Origin of the sequence: Chitinophaga varians (assembly GCF_014529945.1) — a bacterium.
Lineage (GTDB): Bacteria > Bacteroidota > Bacteroidia > Chitinophagales > Chitinophagaceae > Chitinophaga > Chitinophaga varians.
On record NZ_JACVFB010000003.1, the window covers coordinates 273,697 to 291,800 of the forward strand.

The window sequence follows — 18,104 nt, forward strand, 5'->3', positions numbered from 1 at the left end:
AACGATTTCGTTATAAATAAAAACGATTTCGTTGTTTTTACAAGAAAATTGTGCTTTCTTTGTAAAGGTAAACAACGGAACCGTAATAAATCAGGTCATGCAAATACTACTCAAACAATTGATGACCGACTGTCAGTCGGCGCCGGAACAAGCCATGCCCGCACTTTCCGATCTGGCAGCGTTACTGGAGCGACATGCGTTGAATAAGTATGAAGATCCTGCCGGTGGGGAGAAGCTGGCACACCGGCCAGACCTGGCGGCGCTTCGGCTGGAAGCCGGAGAGGTCACCAGCCTTAAACACTGGCTGTTTTTTATGTTGATGAATTACCCCGACAGGGCTGCCCCGGTGGCACGTTGTCTGAAGAAATGCTATGACGCAGCGTTAACAACCGGTCTGTGTCAGGCGATAGCACGCTACTGGCAGCAGGACGATGCCGCCACCGTACAACTGACAGACGCCATCACACAATCACAGGGGTTTGACCAGTTCAGTGAAACGGTGCTCAGCTGGTTCAAAAAGCTGGCAGCAGAAGGGTTACCGGAAACCCGGAAAAGCATGACATACAAATTCGCTTATTACCGTAAATTCTACGATGCACAACTTTAGTATCCTCACCGTCATCATCAGTATGGCGGAATTACCGGCCCTTTTCCTCGCTGATCTGCTGATGGAAACGGTCCAACTCCTGCGGGAGCTTACAGCAGCGCTCACGCCAGATCATTGAGTCATTTTGATATTTTGTTATTTTGATATTTTGCTATCGGGTGGGCGTTCTATCAAGAGAAAACCCATTATTAATCGACAGCTACTCCATCAGTAAATACCAAAATATCGGAATAATTAAATGGGTTGTGCTGCCAGCAGGCAAAGTATACACAATACGATGCACAACGGCGTAAAAAGAACGGTGTCTTTACGGGCAAACGGCGTTGCTCTTACCTTGCGGAAAAGGCCGACATATTTAAAGTCCCCGATGGCCCGTATCGCAAAGATGACAGCGATGCCTCTGGTAGTCCAGCTCACTATTTTACGGCTCGCCAGGTCATCAAAAACACCGGTATTGGCGGTCAACACCGCCGCAAAAAACAACAGGCCGAGCGCCACGATAAACGTACCGGCAGCACCGGGATGTAACATCGGCTCACCGGCCGTATTTACCGGCACCGCCTCTCTCACACCCCATTGGCCACCAAAGGCCCAATAAAAATGTATGGCGGAAATAACGACAAAGATAGTGGCGGCCACCACAGCAGGTAGTAACATACGACAGGATTATATCCACAAATGTAGGTGTTGCCTCTACACGCCCAACTGATAAATATCAGGATATTTTATTTTGTCAGCAGATAATGTAATCCTCCGAAACAGAGACTCATGCCAATCAGATATACTACGTTTAGCCGATACCGTATTAACAGAAAAAGCGAGAGCAGCATCCAGCATAATGCGGTATAATCCAGGTGCGCGAAAGTCACCCCGCCGGGAAACAATACATCCTTTCCCAGAAAGAGGGTCAGGTTCAGGATAACGCCCGTCACGGCAGCGGTCACAAACCCCAGCACGCCGGCGATCGATTTGTTCTCCTGTGTTTTTCCTATCAGCGGCGCGCCGGCGAAGATGAACAGAAAACAGGGCAGAAAAGTATAAAACGTAGTCGTCAGCAGTCCGAGGGTCCCCATCCACAACGAACCGCCGAAATGATTATAACCAGCCATAAAGCCTACGTAGGACAGCACGATGATCAGTGGCCCTGGCGTTGTTTCCGCCAGCGCAAAACCATCAATCATCTGCATATTACTCAGCCAGTTGAGCTTTCCCACACTGAACTGCGCCACATAAGGCAATACGGTATATGAACCGCCCACCGTCACAAAAGCCGTTTGCGTAAAAAACAGCACCATGCCTTTCCAGAACCGGAAATCTTCCGCCAGCCAGAAAAAAAGCGCAAATGGCAATACCCACAACAACAGCGCAACACCGATCTGTTTGCCGAGACGCAGCATCACATTCCCACCGGCAGGTGATTTCGTATATTTGTTGAGGTAGTACCCCTGTTCTTCCGCGGCCATCGCTTCTTCCTGATGCTCGTCCTTTTCCACCAGCGAAGGCCACAGATACCGCACCAGCAACGCAATGCCGATAGTGCCGGCTATAATGACCAACAGCGACAAATTGAACCAGAATATGCTCACAAAAGCCGCCGCCGCCAGCACATAATGCAGCGGCGTATGCAGCGCCTTCTGCCCCACCCTTATCATGGCCAGGATCACAATAGCCACCACCGCAGGTTTCAGGCCGTTAAACATGGCATAAATCCAGGGCACATTGCCATACAACACGTACATCATGCTTAATGCCAACAGGATAAACATAGAAGGCAATACAAACAGGATTCCCGCTGCCAGGCCGCCTTTTTTACCATGTAACTGCCAGCCCACATAAGTAGCTAGCTGTTGTGCCTCCGGACCGGGCAATATCATACAATGGTTTAGGGCATGCAGAAAGCGGCTGTTACTAATCCACTTCTTACGGTCTACCAGGTATTCATGCATAATCGCAATATGCCCTGCTGTACCGCCAAAACTGATCCATCCCAGTTTAAACCAGAACCGTAGCGCTTCCCCGAAAGAAGGCCGTTGTTGTTGATTGTTCACATTCATATCTCTTGCATCGTTTTTCCAATGGTATCCCAAAAAACACCCCTGCACCTGCTGTTAACAGATGTGGTGGCAACTATCCATATGATGTTACAGATTATTGAAAATCATGCTGTATATGCTGTGTTGCATGGTTTTTTGAGCATCTGTAAATATACGAAATACCCTCCCCTTATGCAACCCTTCATTCGTTGATTTTCCCTAATTTCGCTGCCGATTCAACATTGTCATTCAAATTAACCCGCATGGAGAACCGCTTCGAAACGATTGTCAACGACATTACCACTGCCACCAGCCAATTGCTGCAAAAAATAAATGCTTCCAAAGACGCTGTGAGTATTGCCAGCCGCACCACCTTACAGGCAGGCATACACGATTATGTACGCTTTTTCTACTATAAAGGCCAGGTACATTGTTTTATGGACAGCGGCGGCAGCGACCGCCCCGATGTGAAGTACGAAGGCACCGACTTCCCGGACGCACCGCTCACAAAAGAAGAGATAGACCAGCTGTTGCCATTGTTACAGGAAAAACTCACGGCGCTGTATCTTTCTTACGACAACAACCCCATACTCGATTACCACTTTCAGGTAGATGGGAAATTCAGGATAGACGAGAAATTCTATAAACTGCCGGTCCTGCGCACCACCAGCGAGGTTAAAAAAACAAAGCTGCGGCAGGCCATCGATCAGTATCTCACTCAAAAAATCTATCAAGGCCAATATCCGACCAAAGACCTGGAAACCATGTTCCTGGCCAAACACCTGATCGATCCGGCATTATACCCGGAAACAGATGTGCCGGGCGCCATCGCTGTTTTTGAGAAGATCAGAACGCTCAACAAAAACAACAAAGAATCCCTGCAGCAACACCAGCATCATATTACCTACGCGTTGCGGGTATGGGCCGAGGAAACGTTCCTCCCGGTGTACTATCATGTTCAAAGACCCGCCTGGGGACTACCGGAATTCGCGCTGAAAGAAGCCCATGACAGGTCCACGCCGCCGGAGCATCTGCTGGACCTGCTGATATATGCCGGTGTAAGCATTATCCGCTATGAAGCCAATTACAGCCGTTCTACCGGCGTTGGCTTCATCGAAAAAGCGAAAGAACTGGGCAGCACCAAAGCCACCCGGATCCTGAAGAAAGGCAGCGGCACCTTCAGCGATAGTGATATTCAGTACAAAGATGCAGATGTGACCTGCACCGCCAACGATGTATTTGCCACTTTCGAGATCAGCTTTAAAAACGAGACAGAAGCCGCCTACGGCAAAGCGCTGGATTTCATCTGCCACCTGCTGGAAAAAGATTTTCCACCGAGCTACGAAATCAAATGCAAGTCCAAAGCAAAAAATCTGCTTCCCATTAAAGGCCTGGGCAAATCCGCCACACAGCGCTTTTTCGCTAATGCGCTGCAATATCCCGCGTTGTATCCGCAGCTGGAAAAATATGCGCAACTGGCCATCCGCCAAGAGTATGAGTGGTACGAAGATGTGGAAGCAGAACAATGTGCACGCCCCGGCACTTACGCCGTATTCGGACTGGCACTGGCAGATGCCCGCTATTTTCCGTTATTGCAGCAATACCTCCACGTAGTAGACGATGAACATCAATCTGTACAAAATCATTTCCTCGTACAGTTCATACAACAGCATGGTGTTCATGCCGGCACGATTCCCGCCATTGTGGACGTGTTGCGGTGTGCACAGGACATCAAACCGATTAAAGCCTTACAAGCACTGGAAACAGCGGAGAATATGGAGGCACTGAAAAGTTACGTGAAATCGCTGGAATTGGAATCGTATGAGGTAGACCACCTGGCGTGGTTTATCTGGAAGGGAAAGAAAAAGCTGGAACTGTAATAAAAAACCGGCACGGAGATTATAGCGAATAGCCTGTCTGAAAATCATTCAAAAAACATATCGTCTGGTTAGCTGCGTTCCTCTCTGCTATAATCCCTGTGCCGGTTCCCGTTATCTATTATTTACCGCCGAGGGCGCGGTACAATGCAATCACCGCCTGCCATTGCTGTAACTGATCATTGATACTTCCCATCTGCGCGCTTAATAAGTTTTGTTCTGAAGTCAGCACATCTGTATAGTTGGTGCTGGAACTATAGCGCAACAATTCTTTGGTAAAGTCTACCGCTTTTTCGAGAGATGCCAATTGTTTCTCCCGGCTCTCCTTTTTCTCAGCAGCTGATGCCAGCGAGTAAAGGGCGTCCGATACTTCTTTTCCGGCCGTCAACATGGTTTTGCTGAAGTTGTACAGGGCCTCCTGTTGTTTGGCCTGTGCGGTGGTGAGACGGGCTTTATTCAGGCCACGATTGAAGATAGGCTGTGTTAATCCGCCTACCACATTGCCAAACAGGCCGGCATCGGTGAACCACTGGCTGAAATCGAAGCTGGTAAAGCCTCCGGCGGCAGTTATATTGAGGGAAGGATAAAAGGCCGTGCGGGCGACATTGGTATTTTCAAAGGCATTGCGGAAAGCGTATTCCGCTGCTTTTACATCGGGGCGGTATTGCAGCAGTTGCGCCGGAATGCCGATAGATAAGTCCTGCGGCAGTTGTTGCGCGGTGATGCTGCTACGGCTGATAGGTCCCGGAGGAAGTGCCAGTAAAATAGACAGTGCGTTTTCTGTTTCCCGGATTTGTCTTTTTACATCGGGGATAGCCACCGCCGCAGCATATTGGTTGGCCTCACTCTGCACCACTGCCGCTCCATTCACCACACCGGCAGCTTTCAGCTCTTTCATGCTGCTCACGTCTTCTCCCCTGTTGGTCAGTGTTTGTTGCAGTACCAGCAGTTGCTGGTCCAGTGCCAGCAATGAATAATAAGACGCCGCAATATCAGCTACCAGGCTGCTCTGTACGGCCTGCTGTGCCGCCACGGTGCCCAGCAATGCTGCCTGCGCGGCCCTTTTACCGCTGCGTAATTTCCCCCATACATCTACCTCCCAGCTGGCGGCCACATTCACATCATACTGCGTAGCGGTGTTGATAAGGCCATAGCCCTGCGGAAAAGCCAATCTGCTCTGTTTCACAGAAGCATTGGCATTCACGTCCGGCAGGAAAGCCAGCTTGCTCTGTTTCAGTGCTGCCTGGGCCGCTACGATACGCTGCATGGCGATACGCAGATCGGGGTTTTCACGGATACCACGGGCAATCAGCTGCTGTAACAAGGTATCGGTGAAGAAGGACTGCCATGGCTTTGCGGCAATGGTATTGGTATCGTTGCCCGGCTGATCGCGGAACAGGTTTTGGGTATCTGCTTCCGGCGACTGGTAAGGCCTGGTAACTTTGCAGGCGGCTGCCAGCGTCACGAGTGCCAGCAGCCAGATATATTTCTTGTGTGTCATTTTTACTTTTTTTATTCAGACAAATTAAACGGCCATTTCTTCCAGTTCCTCTTCAGGCTCTTCTACTTTCTGATGAACGGTACCGCCTATACGTTCCTGCAATGCCTGGAACAGGACAAAGAGCGCCGGTATCACAAACACGCCGAACACTGTACCGATCAGCATACCACCTACGGCCGCGGTACCGATGGAGCGGTTGCTCAGCGCTCCCACACCGGAAGCCAGCATCAGCGGCATCAGGCCAAAGATGAAAGCGAAGGAGGTCATCAGAATAGGCCGGAAGCGCGCCGACGCACCGGAAATAGCTGCGCGTACCAGACCTAGGCCGCTCCTGCGACGCTGTATCGAGAATTCCACGATCAGGATCGCATTTTTTGCCAACAGCCCGATCAGCATAATCAGACTGATTTGCAGGAAGATGTTGTTGTCCAGTCCGGCGAGACGTGCAAAGACAAAAGCACCGGCCAGCCCGATGGGCAATGACAGCAACACGGCGAAAGGCAGGATATAACTCCGGTACTGGGCACTCAGCAGGAAATACACAAACAACAGGCACAATACGAAGATGAGCAACGTCTGGCTGCCACTGGAAATCTCCTCTCTGGTGAGCGCGCTGAAGTCGAAGTCCGTGCCTCTCGGCAGCGTGCTGGCGGCCACCTCACGGAATGCTTTGATCGCATCACCGGAGCTGTAGCCTTTATTGGGAGCGCCTGTTACGGCGGCGGACGTATAGAGGTTGAAACGGTTGATGAACTCAGGCCCGCTGGTTTTGTGCAGTGTCAGGAAAGCAGATACCGGCGCCATTTCACCTTTGTTGTTGCGGACAAATATTTTATTGAGGTCCGCCTCTTCTGCGCGGTAGCGGGGGTTGGTCTGTAGCATGACTTTATACTGCTTACCGAAACGGTTAAAGTCGGATGCATAGATACCGCCCAGGTACCCCTGCAGGGTGCGCAGCAGTCCGCCAACGTCCACACCGGCTTCTTTACAATGCGCCACATCTACCTGTACTTCGTACTGCGGCAGGTTGGTATTGAACGGTGTGGCGGTGTACATGATCTCCGGACGTTTACGCAGCGCTTCCATGAATTTATCCACCGTATTGCCGAAGTCTTTATAGTTGCCGCCGGTTTGATCGAGCAGTTGCATTTCAAAACCGCTGCTGTTACCAAACCCTTGCAGGGTGGGCGCGGCAAAGAAGATGATCTGTGCGCCTTTGATACCGGCTGTTTGTGCAAACAGTTTCCCGACGAGGCTGTTGATGTCCTGTCCTGGTTTGGTGCGCTCCTTCCATGGTTTCAGCGCGATAAACAGCGCGCCGTAAGAACCGCCAAAACCACTGATGAGGTTCATACCGGAAAGGCGGGAAGTGACCGCTACTTCCGGCATGGCCCGTGCGATGCTGTCTACCTGATCAGCGATCCGGGTAGTTTGTTCCAGCGTGGATGCCGGTGGCAGGATGATGTCGCCGTAGATGGCGCCGGAATCTTCATTGGGAACAAAGCCGGTAGGCGTTGTTCTCAGGAGGAACACCAGGATACCGGCGAATACGGCGATGGCTCCCAGCGCCAGCCACTTGCGTGCTATCAATAATTTCACCACCCGTATATACCTTCCCGTTACTGCGTTGAAGCCAGCATTGAAGGCGTCGTAGAACCGTTGCAACAGGCTTCTCTTCGCATGGCTGTTTTTATCATGCGGTTTCAGCAGAATGGCGCACAGCGCAGGACTGAGCGTCAGCGCGTTGACAGCGGAGATGAGGATGGCCACCGCCAGTGTGAGACCAAATTGTTTGTAGAACACGCCGGCAGAACCGGTGATGAAAGTAACCGGTACAAACACCGCCGACATGATAAGGGTGATAGACACGATCGCCGTGCTGATTTCACTCATGGCATGCATGGTGGCTTTCCGCGCCGAACGGGCGCCCTGGTCCAGTTTAGCATGCACCGCTTCCACCACCACGATGGCATCGTCTACCACGATACCGATGGCCAGCACTAAAGCAAACAGTGTGAGCAGGTTGAGCGTAAACCCGAATATCTTGAGAAAAAAGAATGTCCCGATAATCGCTACCGGCACCGCGATGGCCGGTATCAGCGTAGAACGGAAATCCTGCAGGAAGATGAACACCACGATGAACACGAGGATAAACGCTTCGAAGATGGTCTGTATCAGTTTGGCGATAGAGGCGTCCAGAAAATCGTTGGCGTTGATGAACACCGCCAGTTTCATACCGGGCGGGAAATTCGCTTTTGCTTTTTCCAGCACTTTTTCTACCTGTATGATCACCTCGTGTGCGTTAGAGCCGGCAGTCTGACTGACAGCGCCACCGGAAGAGGGATACCCTTGTGAAGTGAGTTCCGTGGCGTAGTTGAAAGCGCCCAGCTCCACGTCGGCCACGTCTTTGAGACGCAGCAGCTGTCCGTTGGCGGTAGCGCGGATAACGATGTTTTCAAATTGTTCCGGCCTTTCAAGGCGACCCGTATATTTCAGTACGTACTGGAACGTTTTCTTACTGTTCTCACCCAGTTTACCGGGGGCCGCTTCAATATTCTGTTCTGCGAGTGCAGCCACCACATCGTCGGGTACGAGGCCATAGGAGGCCATCACATCGGGGCGGAGCCAGATACGCATGGAATAGGCCTGATCGCTCCACACCTGTACATCACCCACGCCGGAAATCCTTTTCAGTTCAGGAAGGATATTGATACGGAAGTAGTTGTCCAGAAAGTTCTCGTCGTAGGATTTATTCTCACTGTACAGCAGGAAGCCGTATACTTCACTATTCAGTTTTTTCGTGGTGGTGATACCGGTTTTGATGACTTCCGCCGGCATCAGGCCGGTCGCTTTGGCCACCCTGTTCTGCACGTTTACCGCGGCCAGATCGGGATCGGTGCCCTGTTTGAAATTGACCGTGATGACCGCCGAGCCGTCGTTACTTGCTTTGGAGGTCATGTACGTCATATGTTCCACGCCGTTGATCTGTTCTTCGAGCGGGATGATGACACTTTTCATCACCACGTCTGCGTTGGCGCCCTGGTAATTGGCCGTCACTTCCACAGTAGGTGGTGCGATTTCAGGATATTGTGAGATGGGCAGGGAGATGAGGCCCAGCACGCCCAATATCACGATGATGATGGAGATAACGGTAGATAATACCGGGTTATCGATGAATTTTTTAAGCATACGATCTTTTTTAAAAGGACAAAGCAGTAGCTACCGGTACCAGCGTGTAGCCGGTACCGTGTGTGATAACTGCGGGCGGTAGTTAGCGGGCAGTAGCGCCGGACTTCACTCCGGGTGACAGCGCAGCCTTCAGTCCGGAGGCCGCAGCGTCGACAGGTTTTACTTTCGTCCCGTCTTTCAGGGAGCCGATGCCATCGGTGATGACCCTGTCACCCGCCTGCAGACCGTTATTGACGATATAGGCGTCGCCGGCGGAGCGGTCGCTCACCGTGATCTCACGGGAATGGGCGGTGCCGGCGGTGTCTACTGTAAAGACAAATTTTTTGCCCTGCATTTCATAGGTTGCCTTCGCAGGCACCATGAGCGCGTTGCTGACAGGTTGCACAATGCGGATGGTAGCGCTGCTGCCGCTGCGGATGAGGCCTGCTTTGTTGGAGAAGACCGCACGCATGCTGATAGCACCGGTAGTGTTGTTGATGAGGCCACCGGTAGTTTCCACTTTCCCTTTCTCCGTATATTCATTTCCGTTAGCCAACACCAGTAGTACCGGCGGCAGCTGTTTCAGTTTAGCATCCAGCGTGGTGCTGGCATCCGTACCGGCGAGGTCGAGCAGTTGTTTTTCCGTGAAAGAAAAATACACATGCACATTGGCGATATCGGAGAGCATGGTGAGCGGCTGTTCGCTGGTGGGCGCCACCAGGCTGCCTATCTTATAAGGCAGGGTGCTGATCACACCGTCTGCCGGGCTATAGATAGTTGTATAGCTGAGGTTGACACGGGCGTTTTGCAGGCTGGCCTTTGCCTGGGCCAGTTCTGCTTCGCGGGCTTGCAGCGCCAGTTCAGCCGCCTCCAGTTCATAATTGCTGACGATTTCTTTTTTCACCAGCGGGGTGACTTTACGCACCTGCATGCGGGCGGTGTTGACAGCCGCTTCGGCGCTTTTGATGGCCGCCTGCGCGGTGAGTACTTCCTGTTCGTATTGTGGCGCGTTTATCTTAAAGAGGAGCTGACCTTTTTTAACGGTGGCCCCTTCATCTACCAATATCTGAGCTACGTAACCGTCTACTTTAGGCCGTATTTCAATGTTCTGCTGACCGCGCACGGTAGCAGGATAGTCCATATGGAGGGTCGCTTCCGATGTTTTCAGCGTCAGCACAGGATAAGGCTGTGGTTCGTTGCCGTAACCGGCATCGGTATGGCCGCTACCGCAGGCGGTCAGGATAGATAGCACCACCAGGGCAGCCGCGGAGAAGGATAATGTTCGTTGCATGGTATCATGTTTTTTTGTAACACCCCGGCGCATGAAGCATGGCGATGCCATTCCGCAGCAGGAGGGCTGCAGCAGCAATTGCTTGCCATTCTTGTATGGGCACGGGAGTGAAGGCTGGACACCAGCGCCTCGTCAGTACAGGAGCGGATTTCCAGCCGTTGAATTGTTTATCTGATGCAAAAATAGTAAATTTGTGAATAAACCAAATAAACACTTTGTTTATTATGAATAATATTTTGCAGGAGAACGAAAGAGCGTTGTGGATATTGAAGACCAGAGGGCCTCAACCCCTGACGGTAGTGGCGGAAGCGCTGAACATAACGGTGGAGGGTGCACGTTTTCAGCTCCTGAAACTGAGCAGCGAGGGCCTGGTGGAGGCCACCAACGTATCTAAAGGGAGGGGCAGACCGCAACAGATATGGGCGCTTACCCAGAAAGGCAACAGCCGCTTTCCGGATTCACATGCGGAACTGACCGTGCGTTTGATCAACACCATCCGGGACACCCTGGGACCTGATGCCCTTCAGGCGGTCATCGAAAACAGCAAAAAGGCCGGTCTGGACAAGTATTTGCAGGCTACGCTGAAGGAAACCACCCTGGAAGGTAAAATCAATAAACTGGCTGAAGCCCGGGATTCCGAAGGGTATATGGCCACCTGGGAAAAAGACGAAACAGGATATATGTTAATAGAGAACCACTGCCCTATCTGCGTAGCTGCCGAGGTTTGTCAGGGTTTCTGCTCTGCGGAGCTGGAAACTTTCCGGAAAGTGGTCGGTGAGGGAGCGGAAGTAGAACGGGTAGACCATCTGTTGTCCGGCGCCAGAAGATGCGCGTACCGCATATCTCCCAAAGGGGAACAATGAGTTTATTGAAGGCTGGTATTGATTTTTAACTTATCTTGGCCGCATAGCAGCTTATGCCACGATGCTCCCGGCCAATAACATACAGGAATTGCAGCGCCGTATCAGCTTACATGACGACGAATCAGCCTACAAAGAGCTGTTCCTGCATTTCTATGAGCCGTTGGTACAATTTGCCGGTTCTTTTGTCCGCTCGGCACAGATCGCCGAAGAAGTGGTATCCGATGTATTTATTAATATATGGCAGGGCCGTCGCCGGCTGACAGCCGTCAACAATCTGCGGGTATACCTGTACGTGAGCACCAAAAACGTGGCCCTTAAATACCTGCTGCAACAACAGAAAAAAAATGCGCTCTCCCTCGACGCACTGGAGCTGGACATGGAGAGCCCGCACTACAACCCGGAAGAGCAGCTCATCAGCGCCGAACTGCTGGCGAAGTTTGAGCAGGCAGTCAGCGATCTCCCTCCCCGCTGTAAAATCATCTTCAAACTGATCAAAGAAGACGGTCTCCGCTACAAAGAGATCGCAGAAATTCTGGACATCTCTGTCAAAACTATTGACAATCAACTGGCCATCGCCCTTGCCAGGATTGCCCGCGCGATCAATACCTCTCTTAAAAAGCCGCAGCGGTTACAACCTTAAATTTTTTTTATTTTCCTTTGGTAGATTTCGTGAAAAAAGAGATCCTGTAGAAAGAGCATCTTATTTCACGTTATGAACACGAGACGTATTTGGGAACTGATGGCACGGAAACTGGCGAACGAAGCTACTGCGGAAGAACTGCAGGAGCTGGCGGCGCTGCTCCGCGACAATCCTGACACAGAACTACCGGCCGGGCTGGTAGATGAGCTGTGGCAGAAAACGTCAGCAGCCACCAGGGAGGAATCGGCCATCGCTGCACACGACCGGCACATCAGCCGGATGCAGGCCATGGGCATTCCGATCGGCCATACTGCCAACGAAACACCCGCACCACTTACCGCGATACGGTCCCGCCGCCCCTATCTGTGGGCTGCCGCTATCTCCACCGGCGTACTGCTAGGCATGGCTGCCTGGTGGTGGACATCTGCTAAAAAAAACAACAACGCCATAGCCAGCGAAGTGACCACCCGCAACGGTTCGCGTACCAGCATACAGCTGGCGGACGGAACACGGGTATGGCTAAACGCAGGAAGCAAACTCTCCTATAGCAAAGATTTCGGTAAAAATGACCGTAGCGTAACGCTCACGGGAGAAGCTTTTTTTGATGTGGCCAAACAAGCAGACCATCCATTTGTTATCCATACGGAAACGATGGACATCCGTGTGCTGGGCACCCGTTTCAATGTACGGTCGTACCCGGAAGACAAAACCACGGAAGCCTCTCTGATTACTGGTAGCATAGAAGCCATTGTAAAGCGCAACGCCACCCGGATCATTCTTAAACCCAGCGAAAAAATCGTGGTGCTGAACCAGCTGCCCGCTGTTGCCCGCTCCGCCAAAGCCAATACAGCAAAGGAAGAGACGACGGTCACACTCAGCCACGTTTCTTACTACGCAGCACAAACAACGGCCATCACCGAAACGTCCTGGATGGACAATAAACTGGTGTTTAAAGATGAATCCTTTGCGGAGTTAGCACAACAAATGGAACGTTTTTTCGGGGTGCATGTTCAGTTCGACAATCCATCGTTACAACAACTTCGCTTTACCGGCATATTTGAACAGGAAACCGTGCAGCAGGCCCTGAGCGCATTACAGCTGACAGCCGCTTTCCGTTATGAGATACAGAACGACACCATCATTATCCACTGAATAATTTGACAACGTTATGAACACACACCTAATTAACAGCTCGTGATCCAACCAAAACTAAAACGGGAAATGCGCTAACATTTCCCGCCGAAGATTCAGCCTTATCAGGAAACTTGCCAACACGCCAAGCCGCAAGCTTCCATCACTTTCACCTCTAGATTTAAAAGTATGAAAATATCGCTAGAATTTAGGGACAGGTATTCCTATGCCCTGAAAAAAGCACTTGTTATTATGAAACTCACCACGTTATTATTGTTGGCGTGTTTTCTCCAGGTATCTGCCGCCGTGAAGGGACAGGCTACCATCACCCTCAAGCTGAAAAAAGCGGAGATCTCACAAGTGTTGAGTAGTATTGAACAGCAGGGTAACTACCGTTTTCTGTACAATAATGCCTTGACCGAAATAAGAAAAAAAGTTAATGTAGACGTCACCAACTCAGGGCTGGACGCGGTGATGAGCACCCTCTTCGCCGGCACTTCGCTGCGGTACAAACTGGTGGAAAACAATCTCGTGGTGATCATGTCCCAGGACATAAAAGTCACCGGTAAAATCACCAGCAAAAAAGACGGCACGCCCATTCCCGGCGCTACCATCAGCATAAAAGGAACCTCCAAAGGCACCGTAGCCGGTCCGGATGGCTCCTATACCCTCAACGCGCCCGACAACGCTACCCTGGTGGTAAGCTTTATCGGTTACACCTCACAGGAGATGCCGGTCAACAACCGCCAGCAGCTGGACATCGCGCTGGAAGAATCTGTCAGCCAGATGCAACAGGTAGTGGTGGTAGGTTACGGTGTACAACGTAAAGTAGACATCACCGGCTCCATCGCTCAGGTGAAAGGAGAAGAAATCAATAAACAGCCGGTGACCAACGCCATGAGCGGCCTGCAAGGCAAAGTAGCCGGCGTACAAATCGTGAACGACGGTAAGCCAGGCGGCGCCCCTACCATCAAAATACGGGGTACGTCCACGGTATACGGCTCCCCCAGTCCGCTGTACGTGGTAGATGGCGTGTGGTATGACGATATCAGCTTCCTCAACCCCGGCGACATCGAAAATATGAGCATCCTGAAAGACGCTTCCAGCGAGGCGATCTACGGTATGCGCGCTGCCAACGGTGTGGTACTGATCACGACCAAAAAAGGCCGTGCCGGCAAAACCAGCATCAACTACACCGGATATGTAGGCATGCAACGCGCAACTAACCAGGTGAAAATGGCCAATGGCAACGAATATGCGACCATCATCAACGAACTGAGCGCCATCAACAACAACTCGCTCCGGCTGGACGCCAACGCCTATGGCGCAGGTACCGACTGGTTCAAACAGGAAATGCGGAACGCCTTTACCACCAACCATCAGCTGTCTATCAACGGTGGTACCGAGAAATCCAGCTATAACTTCTCCCTGAGTTATATGAAACAGGACGGTCTCATTAAAACCAATGATTTCTCCCGTATCACTGCACGCCTGCAAAACGATTTCCAGGTGTTTGAACCGTTGAAAATCGGTTACTCTGTCACCGCCGCTGCCTATAACAGTCACGATATTCCGGATGCTTACTTCCTGCAGCTCTACACTTCTGCACCCATAGTACCGGTATTTAATCCTGATGGCTCCTACGGAGACCCGGACAAACTGAACCTCGGCACCGGCGCCGGTAAAAACCCGCAGGTATCCCTGGACTTCTATGACCAGACCTCCAAACGCCGCATGATCACCGGTAACGTATATGCAGACCTGCGTTTTGCCAAACATTTTGTTTTCCATAGCAGCGTAGGGGGTGAATATGGTGATAGTATCATCCGCAACTACACCCCACAATACCAGGCTACCACCAACCAGTTCAACAAAGTCAGCAAACTGACCCGCACTACCGCCAGCCGGCAGAACTGGATCGTGGAAAATACCCTCACCTATGACAACAAATTCGGAGATCATAACCTGAAAGTATTGCTGGGCCAGGCAGCACAACAGCGCCGGTTCTACAAACTGATTGCCAGCGCAGACAATGTGCCCAACAATAATGAAGGTACCAGGTACCTGCGACTGGGCAATACCGATGGCCGTTCCGTAACTGATGAAGGTGAACTCATCAACATCGCTTCTTACTTTGGCCGCGTCAACTATGCGTATAAAGACAAATACCTGCTGACAGCCTCCATCCGTGCAGACGGCGCCTCCCAGTTCTCCCCCGGAGACCAGTGGGGTTATTTCCCCTCTGTAGGTTTGGGCTGGGTACTTAGTGAAGAACCTTTCATCAAAAACACCGGTATCTTCGATAACCTGAAACTGCGCGGTAGCTGGGGCCAGGTGGGCAACGCTTCCGTTCCGCCATCGCTCTCTGTTCAGAGGATCAACCAATCCCCTTATCTGACCGCCATCTTCGGTGGTGGCGTTTATACCGGTGCGAGTGTTACCTCACTGGTGCCCCCGGCACTGTTCTGGGAAAAATCAGAAGGTATTGATGCGGCCATCGAAGCCAGTGTGTTAAAAAACAGATTGTATATAGAAGCTGGTTTCTATAACAAGAAAACACTGTCCGCTATTTTCGATGTACCCGTGCTCATGTCGCTCGGTACCCAGGATTCGAAGATGACCGCCAACCAGGCCACTTTCCGGAACCAGGGATGGGAGTTTGCAGCTAACTGGAAAGATCAGACAGCAAGCGGCTTTGGTTATTCCATTGGTGGCAACTTCAGCATCAACAACAATAAAGTGTTAGAAGTCAGCAACACAGACTACCCCATCTATGGCGGTGGTGATGCTTCTACCGGCGGCGGCCTGCTTACCCGCACCATTGTCGGTCAACCCATTGGTCAGTACTTCGGCTATCAGGTAGACGGTGTGTTCCAGAATGCAGCAGAAGTAGCAGCATCTGCACAGAAAAGCGCCAAACCGGGCGATTTCAGATACCGCGATATCAACAACGACGGTACCATAGATGCCAAAGACCGTGTTCCCATCGGCAATCCAAACCCTAAATACACTTATGGCATCAACACCAGCTTCAACTATAAAAACTTTGATCTGGCAGTAGAATTCCAGGGCGTAGCGGGCATCGACGTATATAATGCCAACATCGCGTTACGTTACGGTAACGAAAACTTCACTAAAGAATTTTTTGATAACCGCTGGCATGGTGAAGGCACTTCCAACACCTATCCTTCTGCCAACGTAGGCGGCGGACAGAACTACCTGCCTAACACGTTCTTCGTAGAAAGCGGTTCCTACTTCCGTATCCGGAACATACAACTGGGTTATACCATGGCTAAAGCCATCGCTAACCGCTGGGGCATGCAGAACCTGCGTTTCTTCGCCAGCGCGCAAAACGCATTCAATTTCTTCCGCTACCGTGGTTTCTCACCTGAAATCGGCGGTATACCTACCAGCCAGGGTGTCGATAAGAGTATCTATCCCCTGTATGCTACCTACAATTTCGGTGTAAACGTGACCTTCTAATTTAAACGATGATGACCATGAAAAGAAACCACACACTACCTATAAAACGTATTGCCAGCTATGCACTGCCGGTGCTGCTGGCCATCACCGCCGGCTGCGGAAAAAGTTTTCTCGATGTGCCCCCACAGGGACAACAACCCGCAGAAGAATTCTGGAAAACAGAAGCCGATGCGACCAAAGCTGTCAACGCCATCTATGCCAATCTGCACGAATGGCGTCAGGTAGCCTTTGCGGCGCTGGCAGTGGAAGACCTGGGCTCCGAAGAAACAGAGAAAGGCAGCGACCCTAACGATGCCAGCTTCCTGAGCAATTTCGACAACTTCACCGTGACCGCTTCCGATGGCCAGGTGGCCGACTTCTGGAAAGGACAGTACCAGGAAGTGAATCTCTGTAATCAGGTGCTGGACAGCGTACCGAAAATACAGATGGACGATGCGCTGAAAAACCGCTACCTGGCAGAAGCCAAATTTGTCCGCGCCTACGCCTACTTCCGTTTGGTGCGCGCCTACGGCGATATCCCACTGCGACTGCATACGCCGAAAGGCCCGGAAGAATATAACCTGCCACGTACCCCAAAAGCGGAAGTATGGGCAGCCATCGAAAAAGACCTGACCGAAGCCACCGCCGTACTGCCGGCCACCTATCCGGCCAAAGACGCAGGGCGCGCCACCAAAGGCGCTGCGTTGGCCCTGCATGCTAAAGTGGCCATGTACCAAAAGAAATGGCAAGATGTGTTCACCTTTACCAATCAGGTAATGGGCCTGGGCTACAGCCTCTTCCCGGACTACGAAAAGCTGTTCCGTATCGCCAACGAAAATTCCGTGGAGTCAGTCTTTGAAATACAATGCCAGATCATCCTGGGTAACCGCGACGCTTCCAACTCCCAGTACTCTCAGATACAGGGCGTAAAAAGCCAGCAAGGCGGCGGATGGGGCTTCAATACCCCCACACAGGCACTGGTAGATGCCTATGAGCCGGGCGATCCCCGTAAAAACGCCACCATCCTGTTCAGAGGCACTATCAACGCAGAAGGCGACAGTATCAAAAATATCGGCATCAACCGTCGTTTCAATTACAAATCGTATGTACCGTTTGGACTGTTCCGCGACGGCTACAACGAAGGCGCCGATCAGAACGTACGCGTGATCCGTTATGCAGAAGTACTGCTGATGAACGCCGAAGCAGCCAACGAACTGGGCAACAGCGGTCAGGCACTCAGCTCCCTCAACGCCGTGAGAGCCCGTGCACGCGGCGGCAACAACACCATCCTGCCTGATGTGACCACCACCGACCAGGCACAGCTCCGCCTCGCCATCTATCACGAAAGACAGATAGAACTGGCGATGGAACGTGACCGTTTCTTTGACGTGATCCGTCAGGGCAGAGGTGCGCAGGTGTTTGGCCCACTAGGCTTCAAAGCGGGTAAAAATGAACTGATGCCGATCCCGCAGGTAGAGATTGATCTCAGTTCCAACAAACTGACGCAGAACCCGGGTTACTAATCGTTAGA

The 18,104-nt window shown here is 51.6% G+C and carries 13 protein-coding genes; 8 read left to right on the top strand and 5 right to left on the bottom strand.

What is annotated here, in order from left to right:
• Positions 1-97: 97 nt before the first annotated feature.
• Entirely contained in the window at positions 98-607 is a 510-nt protein-coding gene (locus tag ICL55_RS15505; protein WP_188098810.1) for a hypothetical protein, read from the top strand.
• Positions 594-725 (top strand): hypothetical protein, encoded by a 132-nt coding sequence (locus ICL55_RS35420; RefSeq protein WP_281392540.1) that lies wholly within the window; start codon positions 594-596, stop codon positions 723-725. The genes ICL55_RS15505 and ICL55_RS35420 overlap by 14 nt, the downstream gene beginning before the upstream one ends.
• Before the next feature lie 116 nt (positions 726-841).
• On the opposite strand, the gene ICL55_RS15510 is transcribed toward ICL55_RS35420, so the two are convergent.
• Entirely contained in the window at positions 842-1,264 is a 423-nt protein-coding gene (locus ICL55_RS15510) for a DUF3995 domain-containing protein (RefSeq protein ID WP_188098812.1), read from the bottom strand.
• Positions 1,265-1,332: 68 nt separating this feature from the next.
• Complete coding sequence (gene chrA / locus ICL55_RS15515) at positions 1,333-2,661, bottom strand: chromate efflux transporter (RefSeq protein ID WP_188098814.1); 1,329 nt, start codon at positions 2,659-2,661, stop codon at positions 1,333-1,335.
• 242 nt (positions 2,662-2,903) lie between these two features.
• Between chrA and ICL55_RS15520 the strand changes: the two genes are divergently transcribed.
• Positions 2,904-4,520: a DUF6138 family protein gene (locus ICL55_RS15520; RefSeq protein ID WP_188098816.1), complete on the top strand. Its 1,617-nt coding sequence runs from the start codon at positions 2,904-2,906 to the stop codon at positions 4,518-4,520.
• 118 nt (positions 4,521-4,638) lie between these two features.
• On the opposite strand, the gene ICL55_RS15525 is transcribed toward ICL55_RS15520, so the two are convergent.
• The 3 genes from ICL55_RS15525 to ICL55_RS15535 form a co-directional block, all read right to left on the bottom strand.
• Entirely contained in the window at positions 4,639-6,018 is a 1,380-nt protein-coding gene (locus tag ICL55_RS15525) for an efflux transporter outer membrane subunit (protein ID WP_188098818.1), read from the bottom strand.
• 24 nt (positions 6,019-6,042) lie between these two features.
• Positions 6,043-9,207: an efflux RND transporter permease subunit gene (locus ICL55_RS15530; RefSeq protein ID WP_188098820.1), complete on the bottom strand. Its 3,165-nt coding sequence runs from the start codon at positions 9,205-9,207 to the stop codon at positions 6,043-6,045.
• 82 nt (positions 9,208-9,289) lie between these two features.
• On the bottom strand, positions 9,290-10,477 hold the full coding sequence (locus ICL55_RS15535; protein ID WP_188098822.1) for an efflux RND transporter periplasmic adaptor subunit: 1,188 nt from the start codon (positions 10,475-10,477) through the stop codon (positions 9,290-9,292).
• A gap of 224 nt (positions 10,478-10,701) precedes the next feature.
• Here ICL55_RS15535 and ICL55_RS15540 point away from each other — a divergent pair, with 224 nt between their 5' ends.
• The 5 genes from ICL55_RS15540 to ICL55_RS15560 all read left to right on the top strand — a co-directional run bounded on the left by ICL55_RS15540 (position 10,702) and on the right by ICL55_RS15560 (position 18,096).
• Complete coding sequence (locus ICL55_RS15540) at positions 10,702-11,340, top strand: helix-turn-helix transcriptional regulator (RefSeq protein ID WP_188098824.1); 639 nt, start codon at positions 10,702-10,704, stop codon at positions 11,338-11,340.
• Positions 11,341-11,428: 88 nt separating this feature from the next.
• Positions 11,429-11,980: an RNA polymerase sigma factor gene (locus tag ICL55_RS15545; RefSeq protein ID WP_246496382.1), complete on the top strand. Its 552-nt coding sequence runs from the start codon at positions 11,429-11,431 to the stop codon at positions 11,978-11,980.
• Between the two features lie 72 nt (positions 11,981-12,052).
• On the top strand, positions 12,053-13,132 hold the full coding sequence (locus ICL55_RS15550) for a FecR family protein (protein ID WP_188098828.1): 1,080 nt from the start codon (positions 12,053-12,055) through the stop codon (positions 13,130-13,132).
• A 168-nt stretch (positions 13,133-13,300) separates the two neighbouring features.
• Positions 13,301-16,594, top strand: coding sequence for a TonB-dependent receptor (locus ICL55_RS15555; protein WP_188098830.1), 3,294 nt, complete (start codon positions 13,301-13,303; stop codon positions 16,592-16,594).
• 17 nt (positions 16,595-16,611) lie between these two features.
• Positions 16,612-18,096, top strand: a complete 1,485-nt coding sequence (locus tag ICL55_RS15560; RefSeq protein WP_223151467.1) for a RagB/SusD family nutrient uptake outer membrane protein — start codon at positions 16,612-16,614, stop codon at positions 18,094-18,096.
• The last annotated feature ends 8 nt before the right edge of the window (positions 18,097-18,104 follow it).